This window comes from Microbacterium sp. FW305-3-2-15-F-LB2, from assembly GCF_058787255.1.
On record NZ_JBYSZO010000001.1, the window covers coordinates 1642565 to 1664760 of the forward strand.

Below are 22196 nucleotides of genomic sequence, written 5' to 3' on the forward strand. Positions count from 1 at the left end.
GTGATCCTCTCGTCATACCGAAACGGTGTGGGGTGTTTCGGGTCACCGGCTTGAGCTGGGCGGAGCGTGATGCGCCGCTAGGAACGAACCAGTCGCGCGATCGCCGCGCTGGCCTCGCGCAGTTTCTCCTCGGCGACCGGGCCACCTTGTTCGGTGGCTTCGGCGACGCAGTGCATGAGGTGATCGTCCAGGAGCGCAAGGGCGACCGCTTCGAGTGCCTTGGTCGCGGCGGAGACCTGGGTCAGCACGTCGATGCAGTAGGTGTCCTCGTCGATCATTCTCGCCACGCCGCGCACCTGCCCTTCGACCCGGCGAAGCCGAGTCAGCAGTGCGTCCTTGTTGCCGACGTAGCCGTGCGTCATGTGGTCCATGTTCGGGGCAGACTCAGTGTGCCGGGTGCGGGTGGCCGTAGCGGTGAGGGTCGGCGTCGAACGTGTTGGCGCATCCGGTGGAGCAGAAGTAGAACGTCGTGCCGTCGTGCTCGCGGGTGGCCGCGGCCGTCTTCGGGTCGATCTTCATGCCGCAGACCGGATCGGTGACGAGGGTGTCGTCGGAGGTGTGCTCGGTGTGGTGTGTCATGGGATTGTCCTCACTTGTGTGCTGGTTGCCGATCTCGATCACCGGGTCGGTGATCGAGGCTGCGGCCGTGGTGGCGGGGGGCCTGGGGGTGAACCGGCGGAGCCGGCTGGAGTTGGTGACGACCGACAGCGATGACAGTGCCATCGCCAGGGCGGCGATCATCGGGCTGAGCAAGACCCCGAATGCCGGGTACAGCACGCCGGCGGCGAGGGGGATGCCGACGACGTTGTAGCCGAACGCGAACACGAGGTTCTGCCGGATGTTGCGCATGGTGGCACGGGACAAGTCGATCGCGGTGACGAGGCCGCCCAGGTTCCCGGATATCAGGGTGATGTCGGAGGCCTCGATCGCCACGTCGGTGCCGGTGCCGATCGCCGAGCCCACGTCGGCCTGGGCCAGTGCGGGGGCGTCGTTGATGCCATCCCCGACCATCCCGACGATCCGCCCCTCGGCCTGCAGGCGCCGGACCTCGCGGGCCTTGTGCTCGGGCATGACCTCCGCGACGACCCGGCCGATGCCGACCTGGCGGGCGATCGCCGCGGCGGTGGTGCGGTTGTCGCCGGTCATCATCACGACGTCGATCCCGCGGGCGGCCAGGTCAGCGATCGCGGCCGCCGAACCGTCCTTGATCGTGTCCGCGACGCCGACGACCCCGGCCGGGCGGCCGTCGATCGCGGCGAGCATGGGGGTCTTGCCGTCGGCGGCCAGGGCTGCCATGCCTGCGGTCAGCCTCGAGGTGTCGATGCCGGCTTCGGTCAGCAGTCGCATGTTCCCCACGAGCACGGTGTTGCCATCCACCTGGGCGCGGACTCCTTGGCCGGTGATGGAGTCGAAGGTGCTCGCCCGGGGAATGTCGAGACCGCGGTCCTCGGCGGCGGCGACGATCGCGGTCGCCAGAGGGTGCTCGGAGTCGCGCTCGGCAGACGCGATGAGTGCGAGCAGCTCGTCCGCGTCGAACTCGTCGGCGGGCAGGATGTCGGTGAGCGTCGGCGTGCCGTTGGTGATCGTGCCGGTCTTGTCCAGCACGACTGTGTTCATCTTGTGCGCCGTTTCGAGCGCTTCCGCGGAACGGATCAGGATGCCGTTGGACGCAGCCTTGCCGGTGGCGACGGTGATCGACAGTGGTGTCGCAAGACCCAGCGCGCAGGGGCAGGCGATGATCAGGACGGCGACCGCTGCCACCAGGGCGAACACTCCGGCCGGCGGCGGGCCGAACACCCACCAGGCGGCGAAGGTCCAGATGGCGATCGCGATGACCGCGGGCACGAAATAGCTGGAGACCTCGTCGGCCAGGCGCTGGATGGGTGCCTTGGAGCCTTGGGCCTCGCGGACCAGTCGGATGATCTGGGCGAGCATCGTGTCGGCCCCGACCTTGGTCGCGGCGTACCGGAAGGAGCCGGTCTGGTTGATCGTCGCGCCGATCACCGTGTCGCCGGCGGACTTGACCACCGGGATCGGCTCTCCGGTGATCATCGCCTCGTCGATCGCGGAGCTGCCTTCGGTGACCTGCCCGTCGACCGGGAGCTTCTCGCCTGGGCGGATGACCACGATGTCGCCGGTCACGACCTCGCCGACCGGGATCTCCAGCTCGCTGTCGCCGCGAACGACCCGCGCGGTGCGGGGTTGCAGGCCGATCAGGGTTCGGATCGCCTCACCGGTGCCGGCCTTGGCCCTGGCCTCCAGGAGCCGGCCGAGGAGGATCAGGGTGAGGATGACGCCGACCGCCTCGAAGTACACCCCGCGCGCCTCAGCAGGCAGCACCCACGGGACGAACGTGGCGACCAGGCTGAAGCCGTAGGCGGCGATCGTGCCGAGGGTGATCAGCGAGTTCATCTCGGCCGCCCGGTGGGTCAGCGCCAGCCACCCGGTCCGGTGGATCGGCCACCCGGTATAGAACATCACCGGGGTGATCAACAGGAACTGGAACCACGGCGCCAGCAGCAGCGGCGGCACCCACATGGCCCCGAACACCTCGTGGGCCATCACCGAGAGGAACACCGGCAGGGTCAGCACCGCGCCGACGATCACCCGACGACGCAGGTCCGCGATCTCCGTGGCGTGCTCGGCCGCCTCCAGGTCGCCGTGATCCTCCACCAATCCGGCGACATCGACCGGGCCGCTGGCGTCGACCCTGGCGGGGGCCTCCAGCAGCGCGGTGGTCGTCCGCGGTCCGTCGGCCGATCCGGCGACTACCTTCACGGTACTGGCAATCAGCATTATTCGTTCGCGTCGAGATCCCTCTCATGCCTTCTCAGCTCGGGATACGCTCCCCAGCCGGCTCCGGTGTTCGCTGAGTGGCGTATGGCTGTATTGACGGTGACTCCGGTGATATCCGCGACGATGCTCGCCGGGAGCACCTGTACGAGGTGATCGAGTCTGGCCCGTTTGATGATCCGAGCGCGGAGTCCATGCTTGTTCAGGTTGAATCGGACGCTGGCTTCGCTCAGGTGCTGCTCCGGCATCACACCTTCGAAGAGCCAACCGGGCGACACCCCGACGTATGGTCGCTGGCCGCGTGTCATGTCGAGGTGCTCCCTGAGGAGATCGGCGATCGGAGGCGGCAGAATGACCGGGGTCGTCCCGAACTGAACCTTGACGTACCCTTCGGTGACCTGGACGTCTTCGCGTCTCAGCCGAACAGAGTCTCTGATCGGCTGGGCGAACACAAGAAGAAACAGCCCGATGATCCGACTCGACATCGGGGTGGATTTGTCCTGGAGGAGGATGTCGACTTTCTCCCAGAGGGCTTCCTCATCGATGGTGGCGGGCGAGGCTGTCGACGGGGACCGGGGCACGTCGATGCGCGTGGTGATTCGGTGTCGGGCTGCCCAGTTGAGGAATCTCCCGATGGTGCGGTTGGGATCGTGGTGCGCAAGGTAGCGGTCGACCGTCACTTGCTCGAGTGTGGGCAGATCGAGGTCGTGCTCGTCAAGCCAGGCGAGGAAGGCTGCGATCTTGTGGAGTTCCGAGCTGTGGACGTTGGCCATTCCGACGCTGATTGGCCGGCCAAGTGACCGCCTGCGCAGTTTCCGCAGCGTCTCCCAGTTGAAGAACCTGGTGACGAAGAGGGCCTGTTCGGCGGGCAGGGTGTCGATGAATGCCCGGCTCCGGATCTCGAGGTCGTTGAGTCGGACATCGATGGCGGGCAGGGTGCCGGCAGCGATCAGCATTCGCCGGAAGTACCGGACGCGCGTCGACTGCGGGAGCTCGTTGATTGCCGCGTGGCCGATGGGCTTCTCGCCGTGAGCCATGGCTCGGAGTGTGCGTTCGATGGGTTCGCGGCGGAGCCACCGAACCGCCGAACGCGGGTCCCTGGCGCTGAGCAGGTGGTCGCGGAGCGGGGCAAGCGCCGAGTGCACACGGCCAGTCGAATCTGCAAGGACGTCATCGAGACGATCCTCGAGACGGCAGCGCCCACAGTGCGAGCCGGTCAGGTACTCCTCACTCCCGCACCTGGCACATCCGAACCGTGACGGAACACCCGCGCACGCAGCGCACACGATCTCGCCGTCGTGTGACCGGAACGCCAGGACCTTCATCTGGGTGCACGCCGGGCAGGGTGCGGCGTTCCGACGCAGACGCGAATAGCAGGCGTTGCAGATGCGCTGCTCGAGGATCTCGTACCTGGCCTCGACGTCGCGACCGCACGAGTCGCAACGCCGCTTCCATCCAGGGCTCGCGCTCTCGCTCACTCCGTGGGACGGTGCAGTTTCGCGGGGATCGGGCGGAGGGCACCGATAGAAGGTCCGTTGCTGCGGGCTTCGCCGACGGCGCGAGGTGCGCGCGCTGCAGCGACAGGGGCCACCTCGATGAGGTCGTTGGGTGTGCAGTCGAGGATGCGGCAGAGCGCGGCGAGTACCTCGATGTTGAGCCTTTCGGGCGTCTTCGTCACAAGGCGATAGATCTGCTCGCGGGACAGGTGCACACCCTGCTCCCGAAGCGGGTCGATGAGGTCGGTCGTATGGAACATCCCCGCGACGGCCATGACCTGCCGCAACTGCCAGGTGATCGGACTGTGGTCAGAGGTTGTCGGCATCGTTTCCTTCATAGATTCGGGCGAGAGCTCGGGTCACCATGCGGGTCTTATAGTCGTCGCCGAGCGAGGTGTAGATCGCGGTGGTGGACGCATAAGCGTGGCCGACCTGATCCTGGACAAACTTCTCCGAGTAGCCCCACTCGATCAGGTTGGTGACGTAGGTATGGCGCAGCGCGTGCACGCTGAGCTCCGGAGGGAGACCCAGTTGATCACGGAGGGCTGCGAACCTCATGTCGATGTAGCGGAGACTCACCCGACTGCCGCGTTCGGTCGGCCAGAGCATGCCGGTCCCGTCCGTGAAGCGAGGGCGTGCGTGATCCACCCACTGTGCGAGACCTTGGGTGACCCATCCCAGCTCGGGCACGGTCAGCACCGAACGTCGGCGCGGCCCGGAGCCACGCGAGCCCTTACCCCAGCGAACCTCAACGGCACCGAACCGACCGAAACGAGGAGCCGCGCCATTGGGGCGCATATCCGCGACGTCGAGACCGACCGCCTCGGCACGGCGCAGACCATAGGCGTAGATCGTCTTGAATATCTGCGCGTCCCGAAGCGCAGCCAGCGCGCCCTTCCGCCCCTGGTCGAGAATGGACTCAACCCGCGAGTCTGCAGCCGCGAAGAACTGCTCGAGTTCGTCATAGGTGAGCGCCCGGCGCTGCGCCCGCCCTTCGTAGTCGACGAGGTGTGCGGTGGTGTTCCATTCATGGCAAATCTGCTGCGGTGCCCGGCCGAACCGGCGTTCGCACTCGGCCGCCCACTCGTAGCGCCCGTCGCAGAGATACTCACAGAAGAGCCGGATGATCATCTGAAACGCGCGGATGGTCGATCGCGCTGCAGGACGAGCTCCCGACTTCGCATGCGTGGTGTAGTCCTCGACATCACCGACCGACCACTCCCACGGATATCGCCCCGTGAAGGCCTCGAAGCGGCGAATCGTAAGGAGCCTGCCTTGGATCGTCGAAGCCACAAGGCCCCGACTGGACTGCTGATCCCTCCAGCCGGCGAGCATGGCGTCATAAACGAAGTGCTTCTCGTCCAGCGGGCGCACGTTCCCGAGCAACCGAAGCGCGGTCGCGCCGCCATGTTCAGAACTCATGCAGCCAGTATTGCATTGGATACATCATTGATGCATCCAGCTTCGCTAGATGCAGTCACTCCGACATGTTCGGGCGTCTACCCAAGCAGTTAATTCTCTGGCTGGGTCGCTTCCCCATCGCCCGAGATTGCGCTGATGAGGAGCAGGCCGAGCATGGCGACCCCGGCGACGACGAGGATGTCTGCGACATTCCCGACGAAAAGGTCACCATAGGCGATGAAGTCCGTAACGTGTCCCTGCCCGAATGAGGGGAGGTTTACGAGCCGGTCGATGAGGTTACCTACCGCGCCGCCGAGAATCAGCCCCAGTGCAAGGCCCCACCTGACACCCCGCAACCGCACGGCGAACACGATCGTCGCCGCTGCGGCGATGACACCGACAACAGAGAAGATCCAGGTAGCTCCGGAACCGAGGGAGAACGCGGCTCCGGGATTGTAGATCAGCGACAGGCCCAGCAGTTCGCCCACCAGCGGGGTGCGTTCGCCCGGCTGGAGGTTGGACGCCGCGACTGCCTTCGTGCCTTGGTCAAGCACCACACCGAGCCCGGCGACGGCCAGGGCAACGCCGAGCGCGCGCCGGGACGTTCCTCCGGTAGCTGATGACGTTGTGTCGCGCTCTGCACTTGCCTCCTCGCTGCGCATCGCAGCATCGGAAGCCGTCACGAGACTGCCTTCCGGGTGCGAGCGGCGCGGAGGCCATTGAGGATCACGATGACCTCGGCGATCTCGTGGACCAGGACCACAGCGGCGAGGCCGAGGACGCCGAACAGCGCGAGCGGGAGCAGCGCGGTGATGATCAGCAACGACAGCACGATGTTCTGGTTGATGATGCGGCGTCCGCGGCGAGCATGGTCGAACGCACGCGGAAGCAGGCGGAGGTCGTGGCCGGTGAACGCGACGTCGGCGGACTCGATCGCGGCGTCGGAGCCGGTCGCGCCCATCGCGATGCCGATGTCGGCGGCGGCAAGGGCCGGAGCGTCGTTGATGCCATCGCCGATCATCGCCACAGGAGCGGTGCGGGACAGCTCTCCGATCGCGGCCGCCTTGTCCTCGGGGCGGAGCTCGGCACGCACGTCCTCGATCCCCGCCTGCGCGGCGAGGGCCCGCGCGGTGCGGGCGTTGTCGCCGGTGAGCATGGTCACACCGATGCGGTCACCGGCCAGCGTGCGGACGACTTCCGGGACCTCAGGGCGCAGCTCATCGCGCACCCCGATGGCACCGGCTGGCTTACCGTCGCGGTGCACGATCACCACGGTCATGCCCTGCTCCTCGAGGGTGGCGACCTGGTCGCCGAGGCCGCCGACGTCGAGCCAGCGGGGACTGCCGACGGTGATCCTGGTGCCGTCGACAGTGCCCTCGATGCCGTGTCCGGCCTGCTCGGTCACCGCGGCGGCCGCAGGCGCGTCGGGAGCCGCCGCGGCAATCGCGGCGGCGAGGGGGTGGGTGCTGTGCTGTTCGAGCGCGGCGGCCCAGTCCAGAAGTTGGTTCTCGGTAACGCCGTCGGCCGTGAGGATCGCTGTGACCTCGGGCTGGTTGCGGGTGAGGGTGCCGGTCTTGTCGACGGCGACGTGGCGGATCCCGCCGAAGCGCTCGAAGACCGCACCGGACTTGATGATCACACCGAACTTGCTGGCCGCGCCGATCGCGGCGACCACGGTGAGTGGCACTGAGATCGCCAGCGCACAGGGCGATGCGGCCACGAGTACGACGAGGGCGCGGGTGATCCACAGCTCTGGGTCACCGAACAGCGAACCGATGAGGGCGACCAGCGCGGCGAGGATCAGCACTCCCGGCACCAGCGGGCGGGCGATCCGGTCGGCGAGGCGGGCCCGGTCGCCCTTCTCGGCCTGCGCCTGCTCGACGAGCTCGACGATAGTGGTCAGTGAGTTGTCAGTGCCCGCCGCCGTAGCCTCGACCTCGAGCGCCCCGGCCGTGTTGATCGCGCCGGCGGACACCGCGTCGCCGGACTCGACCTCGACCGGGATCGACTCACCGGTGATCGCTGAGGTATCCAGGCTGGAGCGCCCAGATCGCACGACGCCGTCCGTGGCGATCCGCTCCCCCGGGCGGACTAGCATGATCTGCCCGACCGCGAGGTCCTTCGCCGCGATCTCCGTCTGCCTTCCGTCGATGAGCACCGTCGCGGTCTCGGGGACCAGCTTCAGCAGAGCCCGCAGACCGCCGCGGGCGCGGTCCATCGCCTTGTCCTCCAGCGCCTCGGCGATCGAGTAGAGGAACGCCAGAGCGGCGGCCTCCTCGACGTAACCAAGGATGACCGCGCCGATCGCGCTGATCGTCATCAGCAGCCCGATGCCGAGCTTGCCCTTGAACAGCTTCCGGATCGCGCCAGGCGTGAACGTCGACGCACCCAGCAGCAGACCGATCCAGAACAGCACCAGCGCCGGGATCTCCGCGCCGGACCATTCGCAGATCAGGCCCGCGACAAAAGCGACACCGGAGAAGACCGGGACCATAATCCCGCGGTCCGTCCACCACGGCCCGTCGTGGTCGTCGTCGTCATCGTTCAGATCGACCCCTTCGACCTGGGACTTCGTCCCCGCGCTCATGCCTTCGCCTCGGCCCCGCAGCAGCCAGGCACGGTGCACGAGGCATCCACGCACGGGGCGCTCTCATCCACGGCCAGCGTCACGTCGACCAGTGCAGTGAGCGCGGCGGCGAGGTGCGGGTCGGCAATCTCGTAACGGGTCTGCCGCCCCTCGGGCTCAGCGACCACGATGCCGCAGTCCCGCAGGCAGGTCAGGTGGTTGGACACGTTCGAACGGGTCAGCTCCAACTCCCGCGACAGCACGGCCGGATAGCTCGGACCTTCGAGCAGGGTCATCAGAATGCGAGAGCGGGACGGGTCGGCCATGGCACGGCCGAGCCGGTTCACGACATCGAGGCGAGAAGCAATAGTCAGCATGCACTGATCATACAGTCGTCGCTGACGATTCCCTAGGGTGTCGTGAGGCTGCCCTGTTGCATCAGGTGATTAATGCTCAGAACTTTGTTCATCGCGAAGCGCCCACACATGACTACCTGCTCACCTTCTCGGTCTGGGCCAGCGCGCGGCGGACGGAGGCGGAGCTGACGTGCAAGGTCTTGGCGATCGTCTCCCACGTCGCCGGCGGGGTCTGAGCGCGCATCTGGCGCGCGACCTCGACGCGCTCGACACTCATCACCGTTGGGCGGCCGCCGACGCGGCCCTGGGCGCGTGCGTACTCCAGACCGAGCCGGGTGTTCTCCCGGATCGTGTCGACGCGCAGCTGCGCGAACACGGCCACGATGCCGAACAGGGCACGGCCCATCGGGGTCGTGGTGTCGATCACCGGTTCGGTGAGGCTCTTGATATCGACGCCCTTGTCCTCCAGCTCGTGCAGCGTCTCAATCAGGATGCGCTCGGTCCCGCCGAGCCGATCGAGGCGGCGCACCACCAGCACGTCGCCCGCGCGGAGGTAGTCCATGCATGCGACCCACTGCGGGCGATCCTTGACCCGGCTGGAGTCGCCGTGGTCGACGAACACGCGCTCTGCCCCTGCCGCGTGCAGCTCGGCCTCCTGGGCCTTCGGGTTCTGCTCACGCTTGGACACTCGGGCATATCCGACGACGGTCATAGGTCCCTCCCCTGTTCCGCTTCTCGGCCGGGTGTCGTCGGCCGGCGCGAGCGGCCCGTCGACGTCGACGGTGCGGAGCGTCCCGGCGCGACGCTGCTGCTCAGGTTGGCGAACGCGCGCAGCTGCTCCATCCGTTCCGGGGTGAGCCGGCCTCCCGCGGCGGGCTGCACGATGCGGTCGAAGATCCCGCGCAGTTCGGTGAAGTCCTGTCGTTCCATCGCGGTACGTGACGCCTGGTCGTTCTCCGCCCCCGTGACTCGGCTCCAGTCGAGGTCAAATCCGGCGCCGGCGGCGATCTGCGTCCAGAAGATTCGTTGTGTGCGGCCGTTGCCCTCCCGGAACGGGTGGAGGTAGTTCACCTGGTCGTAGTGGTGCGCCAGGCGATCTACGAACCGGTCACGGTTCAGGCCGTGCAGCTGGTGCTCATCCGCGAGCTCCGCGAACGCGAACCCCGCGCCGGACTCCAGCCGGGACACCGGCATGAAGAACTCCGCGCCCGCGTCGGTGCCCTTGCGGATGTCGACGGTGCGCAGCTGGCCGGCCCAGTCGTAGACATCCTGGAAGAGCTGCCGGTGGATTGCCTGGAGCTGTCGGAGATCTCCGGTGACCTTCACCTGGCGGGTGATCATCTCGGCCCGTCGCCACTCGGTCAGTTCCGCTTCGGCGCGATCCAGCGTGGCGCGGTCGGTCAGGCCGAGCCGGTTGCGGAGGATGCCCGATGCGGGCTCGAGGTACGGGTCGACGAAATCAGGCAAGGCCCCAGCGGGCCCGTGTGCGGCGTCCCAGCTCGTCGACGTCGAAGTCCCCCGCTGCGTAGGCGGCCGCGTCGGCGCGGTACTCGGCGCCGGCGGTGAGGCCTTCCATCGCGGAGCTGTGGGCGGCCTCAGCCACGACGCGCTCGCGCAGCTCGCGCTCGGCCGCAGAAATGGTGCTGGCGGTCTTGACGCTCATGGTGGCCTCCCTCGTTGCTTCTAGTCTACCCGACTTGCTCAAAAACCTATAGTGGAGGTTTTGCACTGAATGGGGTTTTGACAAGGGTTTTGAGCACCGGAGCTTCCCCGACATCTCGCGGCGTGTGAATTGCAGCGATAGATGTCGCGGTTGTCGCGTCGTTCAGTGTCCGATGAGGAGGGCTTCCTGGGCGGCGTCGACGGCCTCGGGCGTGAGGTGGGTGTGCCCGTTGATGTCAAGAACACGTCGGATCTGAGTGACGAGGCGATCGGCGAGGCGGAAGTTCCCGTTCGTGGCGCGCACGATCGCGGCGAGGGCGGCGGTGTGAGCGAGCCCTGAATCACCGGGGTCTGGTGCGGGGAGGCGTTGTGTGACGACGGCGGTGAGTTCGTCACTGCGGAGAGGACGGTATTCGTGGGCGAAGCCGATGCGGCTGTAGAGCTGGGGGTAGCGCGCGAGGCGTTTTTCAATGCCGGGCATGCCGATGAGGATGACGCCCATGTGGTGGCGGTCGTAGAAATCGCGGACTTGTTCGAGGCCGACGGTTTTGAGCCGATCGGCTTCGTCGATGATAAGCAGCTCTGTGTTCCCGCTGTGTTGGGATTCGGGATGGACGTAGGGGTCGACGTGACCGTACCGGGCATAATCAATGGCCCACGAGACTTGTTGGCACGCGCGGGGCAGGCCCTGATCGATCTGCTTGATGGTGGCGGCGACCGTGGGGGTGAAGAACGCCGTTCGACTCTGCTGGACGCCCTCGGGGACGGGAGGGAGCAGGCCACCGTTTCGGGCGAGCGGGTACCACTGTTCCCAGTCGTCGGTGCCGGCGTAGTGGCGGGCGGAGAGAGTCTTGCCGATGCCGGGCGGACCGTAGCAGAGGCCGATGTAGCGGTGTGAGCGTACGGTGTCGGCGAACTCCACGAACCGTCGGTGCTCTCGGGTGCTGACGAACGCGGGGCGGGTGTCGGTGTGTGGTGGGGGCGCCTGGGTGAATTCGTCGAAGGTGCCGTTGAGGAACCGTCGCCCGTCGTCGTCCGCGCCGACGAGGACGGACACCGGCTTTCCGACGGTCGATTCAGTCGCTGGCATAGGTCCTCAGCCCGTGTCTCTTCGATTGCGGGGCTGGCGCGTCGAGCTCGGAGGGAGAGAGAGGCGCGGCCGCGGGTCGGTGCCGAGTGTCTTCCGGCAGAGAGCTGGCGACGTTGCTGAGGGAGCGAAGTTGCTGCTTCAGCGCCCGGCGCCGGGTGTTCCTTGCGCTCTGCAGGTCGGCGAAGGTGATCGTTTCGGAGGAGCGTTCAGGGGCGATCGCGCGGCATAGGAACGCGTTGTCGTGAAACAGTCGGATCTCGCCGAGGTCGCGGGGGTCGTATCGGACGGTGACGTCTTCACCGACGTAGGCGGCGAGGACGGGCGAAACGTATCGGGTGGAGGCGAATCGGATGCCGTCGCGCTGCACGCGTCTGGTGGCGGTGGCGGTCAGCAACAGCAGGTCGAGGTCTTCCGAGTGTGCGGGCATACGCGGGATGAAGCTCCCGCTGCGCCAGCGCGCGTGCGGTGCCGTCCCGGTCGCGGAGTGCGGGCGCTCGTTGTACTCGTCGACGATGAACCGCTCGAGGACGTCGTCGAGCTGGTGCAGGGTCAACATGGGGGCGCTGGTGGGTGTGCCGCCGGTGCCGTGCGGGATGAAGCCAGGTAGGTGCGGGAGCAATTCGGTCGTGATGGTGCGGTAGAACCGCTCGATCTTGCCGCGTCCTTGCGGAACGCCGACCCGCGAGTGAATGAGGCGCACGTGCAGATCCAGACACACCTGTTCGATCCGAGCAGAGGTGAAATCCGACCCGTGATCGCTGTAGAGAACATCGGGGAGCCCCGACACCACCCACGAGGCATGTCGTTTCCGGCTCGCGGCCTGATGAAACGCCAGTGCGGAGTGCTCGGACGTGGGCGCCGAAACCGCTAAGGCGTATCCGGCGACGGCACGGGAGTAGTCATCGAGCACGATCGTCAGCCAGGGGCGCACAGGCGTCCGCTTGTCGTCGAGGATCATCACGTCCAGCAGCGTGTGGTCCATCTGCCACTGCTCATTCGGGGCGGTTGTCGTGCGCCGGTAGACGAGCTCGAATTTGTCGCGATATGCGGCGTCACCGCCCTCAGCGAGAGCTGTCAGGCCCGGGTCGATAGCGTGCACGATTTGGCGAACGGTCGTGTAACCGGGAGCTGGCAGCCCTCGATCGCGCGCGATATCGCTGACGCGCCGATGGATGTACGCGATGGTGGGAGCCGGTCGGCGGATGGCCAGCGCCTCGATCGCCGTGACCAGTTCCGTGGGGGTACGGGAGGCACCTTTATCTCGGCGAGGCGGTCTTGCGAGCTGCCCCGCCTCGATGCGAGCGGCCCATCGTTGCAAGGTTCGCACCGTGACGCCGGAGTGCTTCGCGATCCGTGTCCACGGCACACCGTCGAGGTGTTGGCGCACAAGCTCGGCTTTCTGCCGGTCGCTGAGGTGCGCCATGATCCCTCGTCAGGCCCGCTCGACGTGATCGGCCAGGTGCCGGTAGATCGTGGGCCGGGATACCCCGAAGGTGTCGGCGATCTCTTGCACGGTGTGCGCACCCTCGTCGTACATCGCGCGGGCCTGTCGAATCTTCGTCGGCGTCATCTTGAACTTTGGGCCGCCCTTACGCCCACGAGCTCGCGCCGCCGCCAGACCATCGTGCGTCCGTTCCACAATCAGGTCGTGCTCGAACTCGGCGATCGCGGCGAGCATATGGAAGAACAACCTCCCGCCCGGTGTGGTCGTATCGATGCCCTGGGACAGAGCCCGAAGGCCAACTCCACGCCGTTGTAACTCGTCGGCGATTTGCTTGAGGTTGCGGACGGATCGGCCAAGCCGGTCGAGCTTTGTCACGACGAGGGAGTCCCCCTCCCGCAGGTAACCGAGAGCATCGGTCAGCGCGGGCCGCTTCGCCAGGGTGCCGGAGGCGTGCTCGACGAAGATCTTGTCGCAGCCGGCCGCTTCGAGCGCGTCGGTCTGACCGTCGGGGTTCTGCTCGCGCGTCGAGACGCGGGCGTATCCGATCGTGGCCATGCCCTCAGAGTAACGCGAACGCCGCGTCCGTTACATAGTTTGCGGACACGGGTTATGAGACACGACTCGCGGACGTAGCTCGGCTGCGGGAGGACCGTCTCATGAACGGTCGTCAGTAAGACCGCGCCGCGCGATCAACCGCGAGGTCAGCAAGACAGAAGATCCGTCGATCAGCTGCGCTTTCGATATCGCTCCAAGCGAGGAGCGATGACGTCGACCATGACCCATCGGGCGGTGGGTGCCAACGCGATTGCCCACGCGATGGAGGCCAAGACATCAGTTGGGTAGTGGAGCCCGTCGCTGACGACGGCGAGGCCAACGATGACGGTAGACACAGTGCCGGTGATGAGAGCGATCGACGCCCCACGGGTACCGCGCAGAAGAAACCAGAAGGCGATGCTTAGGGCGGCGATGAAAGCGGTGTGTCCGCTGGGGAAAGATCCATCCACCTGCGCGGGCGTGAATGGGTGGACAAGGGTGAAGATATCCGGTCGAGGTCTGTCCACGACGACCTTGATGGCGGCGGTAGGGAGCCATGTCAATGCAACGATTCCGCCGAAGACGATCGCTGTGCGCACGGATCGAAGAACGGCCGCGATGGTGATGAGGATGAGGAGTGTGAGGAATGCGGCGGGAACGGGCTCGAGCATGAAGTAGATGGCGTCGGCTATTTGTCCCCATGCGCCGGTGTGAGCGCGGTTTAGGGCTTCGACGGCGGGTGCGTCGAAGGGCACCACCCGGAGGATAAAGCCCAGGGCGGTGAGTAGAACCCCCGCGACGCAGGCGAGCCATACGACGCGGCGACCGCGTCGTGTGGGCGTGAGTAGTCCGCTCCCAACGGGGTATGTGTGGGCTCTCATGTGTTCGCCTCGTTCGTTCCGGCACCGTCTGGCGTGGGCCGATTGCGGCGGTTGGTGCTCCATTTGCGGATGACGGCGATGATGACGGGTAGGACGGATACGAGAACGACGACGATCATGAGTGCGTCGATGTTGTTGACGACGAACGGGATGCCGCCGAGAGCGAGACCGATAGCTGTCATGCCGACCACCCAGAGGGTTGCCCCGGTGGTGTTCCAGAGGAGGAATCGCCGGTAGGGCATGTGAGCGGTTCCGGCCGCGACGGGAATGTAGGTGCGAACAATGGGGACGAAGCGTCCGAGGACGAGGGATGCGCCGCCGTACTTATGGAAGAAGTTTTCTGCGTCGTGGAGGCGGTCCGGACGCAGAACGCGTGCACCGTCTTTGAACATGCGTCGCCCGAAGCGTCTGCCGAGCCAGTAGCCCGTCTGATCCCCCAGGATCGCTGCAGGTATTCCGACGAGGAGAACTTGCCACGGTTGGATGCCGAGGGGGCTGGCGAGGACCGCTGCGGTGACCAGAAGAGAGTCACCGGGAAGGAAGGGGAACAGTACGCCCGATTCGATAAAGATGATGAGCGCTATCCCAACGAGAACCCAGGGTCCAAAGGCGTGGAGGATGGCTGTCGCGTCGGGGAGCAAGCTCGCTGTCAGAACGTGGAGGGCAGTATTCACGGGAGAGATCATCATGAGGAAAGGGTGTTGAGAAGGGTGCTGAGGGCGCTTTTCTCGGCTGTGGGATCCGGGGTGGAGGCGCGCACAGATTTGAGAACGGCGTCAACTTGCCCGTCAAGGATGGTCCACCCGGTGCCGTCCAGCGGTTGAAGGGTGGGCTGATCCTCATCCCATGCCTTCTCGAGGTCGGTGATGCGGGTTTGCGCACCTGCGGTATCGCCGGCCATGACGAGACCCAGGGTGTCTTCGACGATGGAGCGGTAGTTTGCGACGCTCCCATTGGGGAAGTTGATGGTGGCCGACTCTCCAGGCGCGAGGGTGACGACTGTATTGGGGCCCTCCTCGCTGGCCGCAGCCGTACTGTGAGGCTGTGCGTGCGCCCAGACGAGGACGGCGGCGGCGATGGCAGCGACCGCGGAGAAGTAGATGAGCGTGCCGCGACGGCGGCGAGGTGTTGTCTGTGGCCGGCGGGTCTGGGCGTTCTCCGTGGCATCCGTTCGGGTGATGGTGAGGTACACCACGGTGGCGAGGATGGCACCGAGGAAGAAGATGCTCGTGGGCCCGACACCGATTCCCAGGCCTCCGTCGCTGACAGGGAAGCTCATCCAGTCGCCCAGATTCGCGCCAAGCGGGCGGGTGAGGATGTATGCCAGCCAGAAGGCGAGGACCGGGTTGCCTCCCATGCGCCAGCCAGCGATGACTGCGACGAGAAGGCCGGCGGGGAGAAGGACGGATACTCCTGGACTCCAACCGGTCAGCTCGAGGATCCCGTCTCCCGCGGCGGTTCCGAGAGCAAACGTCACGAGAATGGCGAGCCAGTAGAAGAGTTCACGGCGGGTGGTGGTGATGCTGTGGATGGATAGGGTGCGTTGACTGGCCCACCATGCGCCGAACACCGCAGCCAGGACGATGGCAAAAACCAAGGTGCTGACACCGAGAGGGACCGCCAGGTCGTCGGTGAGGATATCCGTGTAGAGGGTGCCGGTGACGCTCACAACCACTACGGTCAGCCAGTAGACAAAGGGCACGTAGCGCCGCAACGCCAGCTGCCAGGAGAGGACTGCGGCGAGAACCACCGTGAAGATCACGGAAGTTGCTTCTAGTCCCACCCCGAGGGTGGTGTTGATCCAGTCGGCGAAGCTTTCTCCGACCGTGGTGCAGAGGATCTTGATGATCCAGAACCACAAAGTGATCTCGGGCACCTTGCTCAGCATGACCCGGACAGGTGCGGCTTCAGTCGCGGATGAGGTCGTCATACGCGGGACGCTAGGGACCGCGTTCTAAGAATCGACTCAGAACTTGCGCTCGCTCGTGCGAGCAGGAAGAGGCGAGCGGACACAGATCACGTGTGGGCGGCTGGTGGCCACCCACACGTGATCAGGTGATCAGTTCGCCGGGGTGGCGGCGACGTCGTCGGCGGTCTCGCCGTCGTTCGTGCCGTCCTCGACGCCCTGATCGTCGGCGGTCTCGCCGTCGTTCGTACCGTCCTCGACGGCGGGATTGGAGGATGCGGGTGCGGGCGAGACCACCGATGTGGTGGCGGCCGATGCGGGTAGGGCCATGGCGGCGACCCCTCCTGCGCTGAACAGGACGAGCGTTACGACGCCGAGTCCGGCGCCCACCCCCTTGCGTTTGACAGTGCTCATGTCGTTCCCTTCTGCGACTCTCGGTGAGCCCTGAAGAGATGGTCCCTGGCGGCCTCTAAGAAACCGCGAAGGCTCAGAACTGCCCCACGCGCGGCGCTTCTGTGTGATTTCTTAGAGCGCACGAGGCAGGCTCGACCGAGTCAACGACCGTACTTCCGTTGACGTCCAACGCTCACGAAAAGCCAGAGTGCGACGCGATTGAGGGCGCCGACGAGGGAGAGACAGAATGGCCGACACGGTAGCGACAGCGCCGACACAACCCCGCCTTCTGCTGATCGAAGATGATCCCCAGCTCGGCCCTTTGATGGCGCAGGTCCTTGCGGAGGTGTACGACGTGACGCTCTGTGCAGATGGCGGCGAAGCATTCGATATCGCCATGGAACAGTCATTCGATGCGATGGTGGTCGATCGCCGGCTGCCCACTGTCGACGGGCTCACCCTCGTTGAGTCCCTCCGCAGAGCAGGGTCACAGGTGCCGATGCTCATCCTCACGGCCATGGGAACCGTACAGGACAAAGTCAGAGGACTGGACGCCGGAGCCGCTGACTACCTGGTTAAGCCGTTCGAGTTCGACGAATTGTTCGCCCGGCTCCGCGCCATCAGGCGCGTCACCAACGGAGAAGGCCCGTTCGTTCGCATCGGCGAATGGGAGTTCTATCCGGACTCACGCGCGGTCTACTCGCCCTACGACGGCCGCACCATCCTTACGGAACGGGAAAGTGCGCTCCTGCGATTATTAGCAACAAACCCGCAGCAAACCTTCACTCGCGCTGCAATCCTTCGAGCCGTGTTCTCTTCCGACGACACTCCGGGGACCGTCGACACGTACGTGCATTATCTGCGGAAGAAGACCGAGCCAAGCATCGTCCAAACAATTCACGGCCGCGGCTACCGGCTGGGCCTGGTGTGATGATCAGACGACGCCCCACGCAAGACCCAGACGCGCAGCTCATCCGCTCCGCCGCGCGACGGGTCGCCCTCACCATCTCTCTGGCAGTTTCCGCACTCGTCGTTGCCGTCCTAATCGCAGCATTCGCCGTTGTCTTCACCCAGATCCCCCTGCCCGACCTGCTCAACCCGCAGCAGAAAGAAACAGTCGTGGATATTCAGGGTCTCGACATCATCGTGGGTGGAGTCAGCATCGGTCTCATCGCGATCGCCCTCGCCGGCCTCTTGGGATGGCTCGTCACGCGCCGGGCAGTCCGGCCTTTGGTGGATGCCCTCAGACGACAGAGGCAATTCGTTGCCGACGCTTCACACGAACTTCGAACGCCGCTGGCTGTATTGGATGCACGTATCCAATTGCTGCAACGCAGCTCGCGCGCATCAGATCCCCACCAGGAACTCGTGACACAACTCCGCCACGACACCCTATCCGTCATCGGAGTCGTCTCTGACCTCCTGCACGCGGCCGAAGTCCCCACAGAATCAGAGGCAGAACCAACCCCCGTGGCAACATGCGTCGCATCAGCGATATCGGCCATGTCCATCCTCGCGCGCGAACGACGCGTGCGCTTGATGGGCGCCCACATCGCACCCGACTTGTCTGCCTCGATCCCTCACACAAGCCTGCGGCGAAGCCTCATCGCCCTTCTCGACAATGCGATCAAACACTCCCCGGTGGGAACAATCGTCACCGTAAGGGCGAGCCAGGTGGGCCGTCGGGTTCATATCAGTGTGACCGATCAAGGTCCCGGTATCCGAGGCATCGAACCGAGTCGTGTCTTCGACAGATTCGCTCGGTCCGCGGATGCCGTTGATGGCGGTGGCTCATCAAGAACCGGGTTTGGAATTGGATTGTCGCTCGTACAGGACACGGTGAGCCGCTACGGCGGGTTGGCGCGGGTGTCGTCATCGACCAACGAGGGAACCACGATGACGCTCATAATCCCAATGCCTCGGCGACGAGCTGAGATCCACTCCCGTCCTGCCTGAGACGTGGCTGGGCCTCTGCGCCGACATGCCGCACACAGCGGAAACAACCGCCGATCGGAGCAAGCTTGAGGTACCGCCCTTCCCTTCGTGCGGCTGGCCCACCTGCGGCGCGACAAGGGCGACATTTATCGCCGCAGTTCACATCGCGGCGTGCACCGCGCGCTAGTCGCCTGCTCAGAATCGATCGTTTCCGGCACGGCCGGGTGCGCGCCACCTGCACTGCGGAGGTCAAGTCCCTTGCCACATAAACAACTTCGCGAATACCGTCAGAGCATGCCCGAGGATAGGAGATCTGCGCTTCCCGTTCTTCCAATCGATCGAACGCTCGAGTTCCTCGTGCGCGGGTACGCGTTCGGGCAGCACGGGTTCGATGCGGCGGGACGCGATGCGTTCACGACTCGCCTGATGGGGAGACGTGTGACTTTCGCCCGCGGCAGCGGCTGGGTGCGCTTCTTCTACGAGGGTGACCGATTTACTCGGGATCGGGCGATGCCTCGCTCGGTGAAGCACTCGTTGCAGGATGAGGGAAGCGTGCAGACCCTCGCCGGGGATGAGCACCGGAATCGTAAGGCACTTTTCATTGACGTGCTCGATGTGTCAGCTCGCATCGATCTGGATCGCCATGTCGCGGAGGCGTGGCAGAAAGAATGGGCCGCGGCGTCCGGAAACCGCGTATCTCTGCTGGAGTTGGCTGGGCGCGCTCTGACCGCTGGGGTGTGCACCTGGGCGGGAATTCCGCTCAGCGACCGCGACCTTGATCGAAGAGCGTCCGAGTTTGCAGGGATGATCGATGGCGCAGGCTCCTTCGGACCACGAAACCTGCGAGGGCGGGCGCTCCGGCTGCGTACGGAAGCATGGGCGCGACAGGTGCTCCGCGACGCGCCGCCAGAGACCATTGCGGCCAGAGTGGCAGGTCATCGGGACGCAGACGGTCAGTTGCTCGACGAGCGTACTGCAGCCGTGGAATTCCTGAATCTGCTTCGACCGACCGTTGCGATTGCGCGCTTCATCGTGTTCGCGGCTCTCGCGTTGCATCTTCATCCCGAATGGCGTTCGCGTGTCGCCGAGCACGCGGAGACCCGTCTCGCCTTCGCCCAGGAAGTGCGCCGCACTACGCCGTTTTTCCCCGTGGTCGGCGGGACCGCCGCGCGCGATATGGAATGGGACGGTGTCCGTTTTACGCGCGGTGATTGGGTGATCCTTGATCTTTTCGCCACCAATCGTGATCCTCAGCTCTGGTCAGATCCGTGCACCTTTGCTCCCGCCCGATTCATGTCGAGTGAGCCGCACCACAACGCGCTTGTGCCGCAAGGCGGTGGTTTTTACGAGGATGGCCACCGCTGCCCGGGCGAACCGGCGACGGTGGCCATCCTCGCTTCCGCTGTGGGACGGCTGGCCACTGCGGAGTACACAGTCCCGGGCCAGGACTTTCGAGTCGACCTGCGGCGATTCCCGGCGCAACCCGAAGACGGGTTTGTGCTCATTCCCGCCTAACCACTGCGGGTGAACGCTGATGATCGGAACGTCGGTCCCGGCTCGGCCTGCTTCGTTCTGGTGGTCAGAGCCCGAATGCCCCGCCACTGATCAGGATGAAGATACCGAGGCCGATCAGAACGATGGGGAACAGGATGTGCTCCCAGCGCTCCAGGATTTCGGCGATCGGACGTCGGGTAGCGATGAACTTGGCGACGTACACCAGGACCGCGACGAGCGCGAGGAACACAACACAGTAGGCGACCACGGCGGCGGGTCCGACACTCAGGAAGACCGGCACGTAGACCCCGATGTTGTCCCCGCCGTTTGCGAAGGTGACTCCGGCTACAGCCCAGACGGCGACCTTTTTGCCTTCGATCTTGCCCTCATCGTCATCGTCGTCGTCGTGACGTCGACGCCATGCCTGCCAGGCCGCCCATAGCCCCAACCCCAAAGGGATCAGGCCGAAGTAGGGGATGACCTCTGGAGGCAGGAATGCTCCGGCGCCGAGAGCTACGAGTACGGCCGCGCCAAGAATGCCGGCGAATCCCAGATACTGCCCGACCAGGATTCGAGCGGTCGTGCCCCGTTGTCCCGCGCCGCGGGCGAAGAACAGCGACAGCACGATGATGTCGTCGATGTTCGTGACAAGGAACAGGCCGATCGCTTGCAGGATGGAGAGGAAGATCATGCGGTCGCCTCCATCGTGCAGCATTCCGGGGCCGCGCAGGAGGGGTCGATGCACCCGGCTGCATGGTCAACGGCCAAGGTCGTGTCCAGCAGCGCAGTAAGCGCCCGGCTCAGACGGGGGTCGGCTACCTCGTACCGGGTTCGGCGGCCCTCGGGCTCGGCGACGACGATGCCGCAGTCTCGGAGGCAGGTCAGGTGGTTGGACACGTTGGACGGGCTGAGGTCCAGCTCGCGGGCGAGTGCCGCAGGATAGATCGGGCCGTCAAGCAGGGTCATGAGAATGCGTGAGCGTGTCGGGTCGGCCATGGCTCGGCCGAGTCGGTTCATCACGTCCAGACGATCAGTTATAGTCAGCACACGATGAACATACACGGTTCACTGTATGATCGCTAACCGTCCCGTACAAATCTCGCGATGGGTGAAAGTTGTCACAGTTCGTGCGCCGTGAATTCTTCTTCGGCTTGTTCCTCATGCTGTCTGGCGCCATCGGGTTGACGGCAGCGATGGCGCTGTCCATCGAGAAGATCGAAAAGCTGACCAACCCCGATACGGGCCTCAGCTGCGACTTCTCCGTGTTGGTGCAATGCTCCGCGAACCTCGACAGCGCTCAGGGAGCCGCATTCGGGGTTCCCAATCCGTTCCTCGGACTGGTCGGGTTCTCGCTCGTGGTGTGTGTCGGCGTCACGGTGTGGGCGGTCCCGCACTCCGCGCGCTGGTTCTGGATGCTGTTCAACATCGGTGTCGCCGGAGCTTTTGGGTTCGTGGTCTGGTTGATTGGGCAGAGCATCTACGTGCTGGGTACGCTCTGCCCCTGGTGCCTTGTGGTGTGGCTGACGACGCTCCCGCTGTTCTTCTTCGTGACAGCTCGGAACCTGCGTGAGGGCGTCTTTGGTCGCAGAGCAAGACGAGTCGGTGCGTTGTTGTGGCCGTGGATGACGCTCGTGACGGTCGCCGCGTACCTGGTTGTCGCGGTGCTCGCTCAGCTCCGCCTGAATGTCCTGGCGAGCATCATCTAGCGCGAATGACCCATCTTCGGGCCGAGGTTACTTCTCGTGGGTGGGGGTCGCGGCCGGATGTTCGCTGCGCGGCTGAGATCGGTTGGTGCGGAGCATCTGGAGGATACCGAGTCCGACGCCGACTCCAATGGCGATGTCGGCGATGTTTCCGATGAAGAGGTTGCCGTAGGCGAGGAAGTCGGTGACGTGACCGCGGCCGAACCCTGGAGGGGCGAAGAGACGGTCGATGAGGTTGCCGATCGCTCCACCCCAGACGAAACCGATGGCGACCGCCCACAACGTGGATGTCGCCCGCCAGGCGGCGTAGAACAAGGCGATCACTGCCACGATCCCGACCAAAGTGAACACCCAGGTGCTGTTCGAGCCGAGAGACATGACGGTGCCGGGGTTGAAGGCGAGCTGCAGCCCCAGCACGTCGCCGATCAGTGGAATGCGTTCTTGCTCGCTCAGCTGTGCGAGCGCGAGGGCTTTCGTGCCCTGGTCCACGACAGACATAGCAAGCGCGACCAGGCACGCGACGGCCAATCTCCAGCCCCGAC

Annotated in this window: 25 protein-coding genes; 4 read left to right on the forward strand and 21 right to left on the reverse strand. The window is 65.4% G+C overall.

Annotation, left to right across the window (positions count from 1 at the left end; all coding sequences use genetic code 11):
- Positions 1-77: 77 nt before the first annotated feature.
- The 18 genes from AC3WLZ_RS07905 to AC3WLZ_RS07990 all read right to left on the reverse strand — a co-directional run bounded on the left by AC3WLZ_RS07905 (position 78) and on the right by AC3WLZ_RS07990 (position 16543).
- Entirely contained in the window at positions 78-362 is a 285-nt protein-coding gene (locus AC3WLZ_RS07905) for a metal-sensitive transcriptional regulator (RefSeq protein WP_274638365.1), read from the reverse strand.
- Between the two features lie 22 nt (positions 363-384).
- Complete coding sequence (locus AC3WLZ_RS07910) at positions 385-2796, reverse strand: heavy metal translocating P-type ATPase (RefSeq protein ID WP_492469668.1); 2412 nt, start codon at positions 2794-2796, stop codon at positions 385-387.
- Positions 2796-3830, reverse strand: coding sequence for a site-specific integrase (locus tag AC3WLZ_RS07915; RefSeq protein WP_492469669.1), 1035 nt, complete (start codon positions 3828-3830; stop codon positions 2796-2798). The genes AC3WLZ_RS07910 and AC3WLZ_RS07915 overlap by 1 nt, the downstream gene beginning before the upstream one ends.
- A 437-nt stretch (positions 3831-4267) precedes the next feature.
- Complete coding sequence (locus AC3WLZ_RS07920) at positions 4268-4615, reverse strand: helix-turn-helix domain-containing protein (protein ID WP_492469670.1); 348 nt, start codon at positions 4613-4615, stop codon at positions 4268-4270.
- Positions 4599-5711, reverse strand: coding sequence for a tyrosine-type recombinase/integrase (locus AC3WLZ_RS07925; protein WP_492469671.1), 1113 nt, complete (start codon positions 5709-5711; stop codon positions 4599-4601). The genes AC3WLZ_RS07920 and AC3WLZ_RS07925 overlap by 17 nt, the downstream gene beginning before the upstream one ends.
- Before the next feature lie 89 nt (positions 5712-5800).
- Entirely contained in the window at positions 5801-6373 is a 573-nt protein-coding gene (locus AC3WLZ_RS07930; protein ID WP_492469672.1) for a signal peptidase II, read from the reverse strand.
- Complete coding sequence (locus AC3WLZ_RS07935; RefSeq protein WP_492469673.1) at positions 6370-8277, reverse strand: heavy metal translocating P-type ATPase; 1908 nt, start codon at positions 8275-8277, stop codon at positions 6370-6372. The genes AC3WLZ_RS07930 and AC3WLZ_RS07935 overlap by 4 nt, the downstream gene beginning before the upstream one ends.
- Complete coding sequence (cmtR, locus tag AC3WLZ_RS07940; RefSeq protein ID WP_492469674.1) at positions 8274-8633, reverse strand: Cd(II)/Pb(II)-sensing metalloregulatory transcriptional regulator CmtR; 360 nt, start codon at positions 8631-8633, stop codon at positions 8274-8276. The genes AC3WLZ_RS07935 and cmtR (AC3WLZ_RS07940) overlap by 4 nt, the downstream gene beginning before the upstream one ends.
- A gap of 112 nt (positions 8634-8745) precedes the next feature.
- Positions 8746-9324, reverse strand: coding sequence for a recombinase family protein (locus AC3WLZ_RS07945; RefSeq protein ID WP_274638370.1), 579 nt, complete (start codon positions 9322-9324; stop codon positions 8746-8748).
- Positions 9321-10079 carry a Fic/DOC family protein gene (locus tag AC3WLZ_RS07950; RefSeq protein ID WP_492469675.1) on the reverse strand — a complete coding sequence of 253 codons (759 nt, stop codon included), beginning with the start codon at positions 10077-10079 and terminating at the stop codon, positions 9321-9323. The genes AC3WLZ_RS07945 and AC3WLZ_RS07950 overlap by 4 nt, the downstream gene beginning before the upstream one ends.
- Entirely contained in the window at positions 10072-10275 is a 204-nt protein-coding gene (locus tag AC3WLZ_RS07955) for an antitoxin VbhA family protein (RefSeq protein WP_492469676.1), read from the reverse strand. The genes AC3WLZ_RS07950 and AC3WLZ_RS07955 overlap by 8 nt, the downstream gene beginning before the upstream one ends.
- A gap of 162 nt (positions 10276-10437) precedes the next feature.
- Positions 10438-11364: an AAA family ATPase gene (locus AC3WLZ_RS07960; protein ID WP_492469677.1), complete on the reverse strand. Its 927-nt coding sequence runs from the start codon at positions 11362-11364 to the stop codon at positions 10438-10440.
- Entirely contained in the window at positions 11351-12787 is a 1437-nt protein-coding gene (locus AC3WLZ_RS07965) for a TnsB C-terminal domain-containing protein (protein ID WP_492469678.1), read from the reverse strand. The genes AC3WLZ_RS07960 and AC3WLZ_RS07965 overlap by 14 nt, the downstream gene beginning before the upstream one ends.
- 9 nt (positions 12788-12796) lie before the next feature.
- On the reverse strand, positions 12797-13363 hold the full coding sequence (locus AC3WLZ_RS07970) for a recombinase family protein (RefSeq protein WP_492469679.1): 567 nt from the start codon (positions 13361-13363) through the stop codon (positions 12797-12799).
- Between the two features lie 170 nt (positions 13364-13533).
- The gene (locus AC3WLZ_RS07975) at positions 13534-14097 is read right to left on the reverse strand and encodes a phosphatase PAP2 family protein (RefSeq protein ID WP_492469680.1); all 564 of its coding nucleotides are present in this window, start codon (positions 14095-14097) and stop codon (positions 13534-13536) included.
- A 122-nt stretch (positions 14098-14219) separates the two neighbouring features.
- On the reverse strand, positions 14220-14912 hold the full coding sequence (locus tag AC3WLZ_RS07980) for a DedA family protein (protein ID WP_270354444.1): 693 nt from the start codon (positions 14910-14912) through the stop codon (positions 14220-14222).
- Complete coding sequence (locus tag AC3WLZ_RS07985) at positions 14909-16153, reverse strand: COG4705 family protein (protein WP_492469681.1); 1245 nt, start codon at positions 16151-16153, stop codon at positions 14909-14911. Before AC3WLZ_RS07985 ends, AC3WLZ_RS07980 begins: the two co-directional genes overlap by 4 nt.
- 129 nt (positions 16154-16282) lie before the next feature.
- Positions 16283-16543 (reverse strand): hypothetical protein, encoded by a 261-nt coding sequence (locus tag AC3WLZ_RS07990; protein WP_492469682.1) that lies wholly within the window; start codon positions 16541-16543, stop codon positions 16283-16285.
- 226 nt (positions 16544-16769) lie between these two features.
- Between AC3WLZ_RS07990 and AC3WLZ_RS07995 the strand changes: the two genes are divergently transcribed.
- From AC3WLZ_RS07995 to AC3WLZ_RS08005, 3 genes are all read left to right on the forward strand, one after another.
- The gene (locus AC3WLZ_RS07995) at positions 16770-17453 is read left to right on the forward strand and encodes a response regulator transcription factor (protein WP_005051512.1); all 684 of its coding nucleotides are present in this window, start codon (positions 16770-16772) and stop codon (positions 17451-17453) included.
- Positions 17453-18478 (forward strand): sensor histidine kinase, encoded by a 1026-nt coding sequence (locus AC3WLZ_RS08000; protein ID WP_082784248.1) that lies wholly within the window; start codon positions 17453-17455, stop codon positions 18476-18478. The genes AC3WLZ_RS07995 and AC3WLZ_RS08000 overlap by 1 nt, the downstream gene beginning before the upstream one ends.
- A gap of 273 nt (positions 18479-18751) precedes the next feature.
- On the forward strand, positions 18752-19972 hold the full coding sequence (locus tag AC3WLZ_RS08005; RefSeq protein WP_492469683.1) for a cytochrome P450: 1221 nt from the start codon (positions 18752-18754) through the stop codon (positions 19970-19972).
- 64 nt (positions 19973-20036) lie between these two features.
- On the opposite strand, the gene AC3WLZ_RS08010 is transcribed toward AC3WLZ_RS08005, so the two are convergent.
- Positions 20037-20642: a cadmium resistance transporter gene (locus tag AC3WLZ_RS08010; RefSeq protein WP_359921348.1), complete on the reverse strand. Its 606-nt coding sequence runs from the start codon at positions 20640-20642 to the stop codon at positions 20037-20039.
- On the reverse strand, positions 20639-20998 hold the full coding sequence (gene cmtR, locus AC3WLZ_RS08015) for a Cd(II)/Pb(II)-sensing metalloregulatory transcriptional regulator CmtR (RefSeq protein WP_492469684.1): 360 nt from the start codon (positions 20996-20998) through the stop codon (positions 20639-20641). Before cmtR (AC3WLZ_RS08015) ends, AC3WLZ_RS08010 begins: the two co-directional genes overlap by 4 nt.
- Before the next feature lie 68 nt (positions 20999-21066).
- Between cmtR (AC3WLZ_RS08015) and AC3WLZ_RS08020 the strand changes: the two genes are divergently transcribed.
- Positions 21067-21657 (forward strand): vitamin K epoxide reductase family protein, encoded by a 591-nt coding sequence (locus AC3WLZ_RS08020; RefSeq protein WP_492469685.1) that lies wholly within the window; start codon positions 21067-21069, stop codon positions 21655-21657.
- Positions 21658-21684: 27 nt separating this feature from the next.
- Here AC3WLZ_RS08020 and AC3WLZ_RS08025 read toward each other — a convergent pair whose 3' ends face one another.
- Positions 21685-22152 (reverse strand): signal peptidase II, encoded by a 468-nt coding sequence (locus tag AC3WLZ_RS08025; RefSeq protein WP_492469686.1) that lies wholly within the window; start codon positions 22150-22152, stop codon positions 21685-21687.
- Positions 22153-22196 lie beyond the last annotated feature (44 nt).

Bases quoted from the DNA above. Each gene is read 5' to 3' on its own strand.
- AC3WLZ_RS07945 (WP_274638370.1), bottom strand. From the start codon at position 9,324: ATGACCGTCGTCGGATATGCCCGAGTGTCCAAGCGTGAGCAGAACCCG.
- AC3WLZ_RS07985 (WP_492469681.1), bottom strand. From the start codon at position 16,153: ATGACGACCTCATCCGCGACTGAAGCCGCACCTGTCCGGGTCATGCTG.
- AC3WLZ_RS07925 (WP_492469671.1), bottom strand. From the start codon at position 5,711: ATGAGTTCTGAACATGGCGGCGCGACCGCGCTTCGGTTGCTCGGGAAC.
- AC3WLZ_RS08010 (WP_359921348.1), bottom strand. From the start codon at position 20,642: ATGATCTTCCTCTCCATCCTGCAAGCGATCGGCCTGTTCCTTGTCACG.
- AC3WLZ_RS07920 (WP_492469670.1), bottom strand. From the start codon at position 4,615: ATGCCGACAACCTCTGACCACAGTCCGATCACCTGGCAGTTGCGGCAG.
- AC3WLZ_RS08025 (WP_492469686.1), bottom strand. From the start codon at position 22,152: ATGTCTGTCGTGGACCAGGGCACGAAAGCCCTCGCGCTCGCACAGCTG.
- AC3WLZ_RS07955 (WP_492469676.1), bottom strand. From the start codon at position 10,275: ATGAGCGTCAAGACCGCCAGCACCATTTCTGCGGCCGAGCGCGAGCTG.
- AC3WLZ_RS07995 (WP_005051512.1), top strand. From the start codon at position 16,770: ATGGCCGACACGGTAGCGACAGCGCCGACACAACCCCGCCTTCTGCTG.
- AC3WLZ_RS08005 (WP_492469683.1), top strand. From the start codon at position 18,752: ATGCCCGAGGATAGGAGATCTGCGCTTCCCGTTCTTCCAATCGATCGA.
- AC3WLZ_RS07980 (WP_270354444.1), bottom strand. From the start codon at position 14,912: ATGATGATCTCTCCCGTGAATACTGCCCTCCACGTTCTGACAGCGAGC.
- AC3WLZ_RS07970 (WP_492469679.1), bottom strand. From the start codon at position 13,363: ATGGCCACGATCGGATACGCCCGCGTCTCGACGCGCGAGCAGAACCCC.
- AC3WLZ_RS08000 (WP_082784248.1), top strand. From the start codon at position 17,453: ATGATCAGACGACGCCCCACGCAAGACCCAGACGCGCAGCTCATCCGC.
- AC3WLZ_RS07960 (WP_492469677.1), bottom strand. From the start codon at position 11,364: ATGCCAGCGACTGAATCGACCGTCGGAAAGCCGGTGTCCGTCCTCGTC.
- AC3WLZ_RS07915 (WP_492469669.1), bottom strand. From the start codon at position 3,830: ATGGCTCACGGCGAGAAGCCCATCGGCCACGCGGCAATCAACGAGCTC.
- AC3WLZ_RS07990 (WP_492469682.1), bottom strand. From the start codon at position 16,543: ATGAGCACTGTCAAACGCAAGGGGGTGGGCGCCGGACTCGGCGTCGTA.
- AC3WLZ_RS07910 (WP_492469668.1), bottom strand. From the start codon at position 2,796: ATGCTGATTGCCAGTACCGTGAAGGTAGTCGCCGGATCGGCCGACGGA.
- AC3WLZ_RS07905 (WP_274638365.1), bottom strand. From the start codon at position 362: ATGACGCACGGCTACGTCGGCAACAAGGACGCACTGCTGACTCGGCTT.
- AC3WLZ_RS07935 (WP_492469673.1), bottom strand. From the start codon at position 8,277: ATGAGCGCGGGGACGAAGTCCCAGGTCGAAGGGGTCGATCTGAACGAT.
- cmtR (WP_492469674.1), bottom strand. From the start codon at position 8,633: ATGCTGACTATTGCTTCTCGCCTCGATGTCGTGAACCGGCTCGGCCGT.
- AC3WLZ_RS07965 (WP_492469678.1), bottom strand. From the start codon at position 12,787: ATGGCGCACCTCAGCGACCGGCAGAAAGCCGAGCTTGTGCGCCAACAC.